The sequence below is a fragment of the Luteibacter sp. P4_D7_3 genome (assembly GCF_056401735.1).
In genome coordinates, this window is the sequence record NZ_JBFUIT010000364.1 from 1 (window position 1) to 3,621 (window position 3,621).

Sequence of the window (3,621 nt, forward strand, 5' to 3'; positions counted from 1 at the left end):
GCCGTGTACTTATTTGGCCTACGGCCGCTCCACTTGTGCGGAACTCGCCTCGAGGGTGGGCACCGAAGACTCTCCCCAACCCTGAGGTTCGCGTGGGTCGAGCGAAAGCGCGGCAGCATCGTCGGCAGGCTCGCAGGYAAGCAGGCACGCCGGYGGAGGCGCAGACGCGAGTAAGGCGTTCCGCAACCGGTTGCCCGCAATCGCTTCCGCATCGGCTGGGTGTTCCGGGAGGGCCCACGCCAACGGCTCTCCGCCCACTCCACCGTATCGTCGTGAGAGACCTTGGTGTCCACCCTCGATGCGAGTTCCGCACAAGTGGAGCGGCCGTAGGCCAAATAGATACACGGGCCGCGTGAGCGGCCTTTCCTTCTCGAACGCGGAGGACGTGTCTGAGCCGCGAGGGTGGACACCAAGGTCTCCCCGCGAGACGCCCAAGTGTAGAAAGCGATGGCAACGCCGAGCCCCGCGAAGCCGAAGGCGAGCCATGCGCGAGGCGCGAGGCGCGAGGCGCGAGGCGCGAGAGAATCGCCGGCCTGAAAGCCCGGAAATCAGGCATCAAGCGCACGAGCGACCAGGAAAAGGCTCCACGGAAATCGACGACGAACCATAAAAGAAGGCCCCTCGCGGGGCCTTCTCCTTACTCGGGCTTTTCGCCGTTCTGGCGTTCCCACTTGTGCTGCTCATCGAGCAGCTTGTCGGGATCGAAGCCCTGGTTGTCGTTCAGGCCCTGCATCTGTTCAATGACCGCGTCCGGCGGGTTGCCGTCGTAGATCTGGTACAGGCGCTGCTGGCGGTAGGCGTCACGCATGAACACGTACGGATCGTAGGCCGAGGCAAGGAAGCTCTCGGCATCGATACCGCGCGAGCGCAGGGTCACGAGATAGAGCGCCGACGGGATGTATTCCTGACCGTACTTGTAGCTGTGGTTGCGCGAGTAGTAGCTGAGCGGGTCGAAGAAATAGCTGTCGACCGGCAGGCGCCAGACATCGCGGACCGTGGTCGGGCCGACCAGCGGCAGCACCAGGTAGTCGCCCTCGGGCAAGCCCCAGCGAGCCAGCGTCACGCCGAAGTCGTTGTCTTCCAGGGGAATGCCGAGCAGGCTTGCCGGATCCTTGAAGCCGAGGAAACCGATCGTCAGGTTCACGACGAAGCGGCTGGTCGACTGGATCGCCTGCTTCGGACGAGCCTGCAGCAGGTCGTTGGCCACCGTGATCGGCAGCCGGATATTGGTGTAGAAGTCGCTGACGGCGGTGCGTACGGCCGGGGTGGTGACCTTGCGGTAGCCGACAGCCACGGGGCGAATGACCGCCTTGTCGAGCTTGTCGTTGAAGGCGTACATGTTCCGGTTGAAGTGTTCGTTCGGATCGTCCGTGCGCGGCGGTGCGATATGGCACGCGGCAAGCAGGGCGGTGGCGAACACGGCCAAAGCGGGTCTGGCGATCCGGGAGATCAGATTCAGGTGCATCGGGGCGACTTTGCGGGTGGGGCGATACTYTAGTGTACCGCTTGGTTTTATTATTTGCACTAATACCCGTCCATCCTGGCCAGAACCGCGCATGATACCCCTCCCCTGATTGCCAGCCAACCGGCCGGACCGGTAAACTGCCCGACCAGAAGTGTCTTTATTGTCAAGGATTTGAAATGGCCCGTATTACCGTCGAAGACTGCCTAGAGGTAGTCGACAACCGCTTTGAGCTGGTGCTCATGGCGACCAAGCGTGCCCGTCAGCTCTCCAAGGGCGCCGAGCCGACCATCGATCCCGCCAACGACAAGCCGACCGTGCTGGCCCTGCGCGAAATCGCCGACCGTCGCGTCAACGACGAGATGATCGACGAAATCGACCGTGCCGCCCGTGAGCGCGCCGAGCGTGAAGCCCTCGAGTGGGCCGCCACGGAAGTGGACGACGACCTCTCGAAGGGCGGGGATGACTGATGACACCGGGTCGCTGTCGGCCCTGTCATAAACGGAACACTGCGCACGTTGACGCGCGGCTGCTGAGGCCGCGTGCGGGAGGCTGCGCCGGCTAGGCGCGAGACCCTCCCATGGAAGTCGTCCCTGCGAAAAAACTGACCGACGTGGTCGATGATGGCTCGGTGCCGCCGTACGTGCAGGCGCTGGAAGATCGCGTGGGCGCGTATCTGCCCAGGGATCAGGTGCTGCGGATTCGCCGCGCCTTCCTGATCGGTGCCGCCGCACACGACGGGCAGACGCGCAAATCGGGTGAGCCCTACATCACGCATCCGGTGGCCGTGGCGCAGGTCCTGGCCGAGCTCGGCCTGGACGCTGAGACGATCATCGCGGCGATTCTCCACGACACCCTCGAAGACACCAAGCTCGCACGCGACGAACTCGCCGGCGAATTCGGTGAGACCGTGGCTGAGCTGGTCGATGGCGTCACCAAGCTCGACAAGATGCGTTTCTCCAGCCGGCAGGAAGCGGACGCCGAAAGCTTTCGCAAGATGCTGCTGGCGATGGCGCGCGACCTTCGCGTCATCCTGATCAAACTGTCCGATCGCCTGCACAACATGCGTACGCTGGGCGCGAAAGACGRCGAGTCGCGTCGCCGCATCGCCCGCGAAACGCTCGAGATCTACGCCCCGATCGCACAGCGCCTGGGCATGAACAAGTTCAAGGCCGAACTGCAGGACCTCGGCTTCAAGGCGCTGTATCCGGATCGCCATCGCATCATTGGCGAGCGTATCCGTGCCGCGCTGGGCAACCGTCGCGAGGCGATGGCCAAGATCGAGATGGCCCTCGAAGGACGCCTTGCCGCCGAGAAGATTCCCGGCCGCGCGGTGAGCCGCATCAAGTCGGCCTGGAGCATCTATTCGAAGATGCGCGGCGAACACAAATCGTTCGCCCAGCTGATGGACGTCTACGGGTTCCGCGTCATCACCGATTCGGCCATGCATTGCTACATGGCGCTGGGCGCCGTGCACGGCCTGTACAAGCCGGTGGACGCCCGCTTCAAGGATTTCATCGCCATTCCGAAGGGCAATGGCTACCAGTCGCTGCATACCGTGCTGCTCGGCCCCTTCGGCGCGCCGATCGAAATCCAGATCCGAACGTCGGAAATGGAGTCCGTCGCCGAGCGGGGTGTCGCGGCGCACTGGGCATACAAGTCGGATTCGGGTCCCGCGAACAGCGCACAGGCGCGTGCCCGCGAATGGCTTTCCGCGCTGGCGGACAGCCAGGCGAATACGCCTTCGGCCGCTGAGTTCCTCGAAAACGTCAAGATCGACCTGTTCCCGGACGAGGTCTATCTGTTCACCCCGCGCGGTGAGATTTTCTCGCTGCCGCGCAACGCCACGGCCCTGGATTTCGCCTACGCAGTGCATACCGACGTGGGCGACCACGCCGTCGCAGCGCGCGTCGACAAGAAGCTCGTGCCGCTGCGCACGCGCCTGATTTCCGGCCAGCAGGTAGAAATCATTACGGCGCCCTCAGCTGTGCCTAACCCGGCCTGGCTGGAAGCCGTCGTCACCGGCAAGGCGCGCACGGCGATTCGCCAGTACCTCAAGCATCTGCAGCATGAGGATGCGGTGGACTTCGGTCACCGCATGCTCGATCGCGCGCTCGATGCGCGCGGCCTTAGCCTCGATTCCGTGCCAGCCGCCGCGC

At 64.1% G+C, this 3,621-nt stretch carries 3 protein-coding genes; 2 read left to right on the plus strand and 1 reads right to left on the minus strand.

Annotated features, from left to right (window positions below):
• Positions 1–637 precede the first annotated feature (637 nt).
• On the minus strand, positions 638–1,465 hold the full coding sequence (locus tag AC1DSN_RS19880; RefSeq protein WP_213949383.1) for an MlaA family lipoprotein: 828 nt from the start codon (positions 1,463–1,465) through the stop codon (positions 638–640).
• Positions 1,466–1,641: 176 nt separating this feature from the next.
• On the opposite strand from AC1DSN_RS19880, the gene rpoZ reads away from it, so the two are divergent.
• Together rpoZ and AC1DSN_RS19890 are read left to right on the plus strand one after the other, a co-directional pair.
• Positions 1,642–1,932 (plus strand): DNA-directed RNA polymerase subunit omega, encoded by a 291-nt coding sequence (gene rpoZ, locus AC1DSN_RS19885; protein ID WP_046968048.1) that lies wholly within the window; start codon positions 1,642–1,644, stop codon positions 1,930–1,932.
• A 110-nt stretch (positions 1,933–2,042) separates the two neighbouring features.
• Positions 2,043–3,621, plus strand: a 1,579-nt coding sequence (locus AC1DSN_RS19890; RefSeq protein WP_477332416.1) for a RelA/SpoT family protein, incomplete at its 3' end; no start/stop codon positions are given.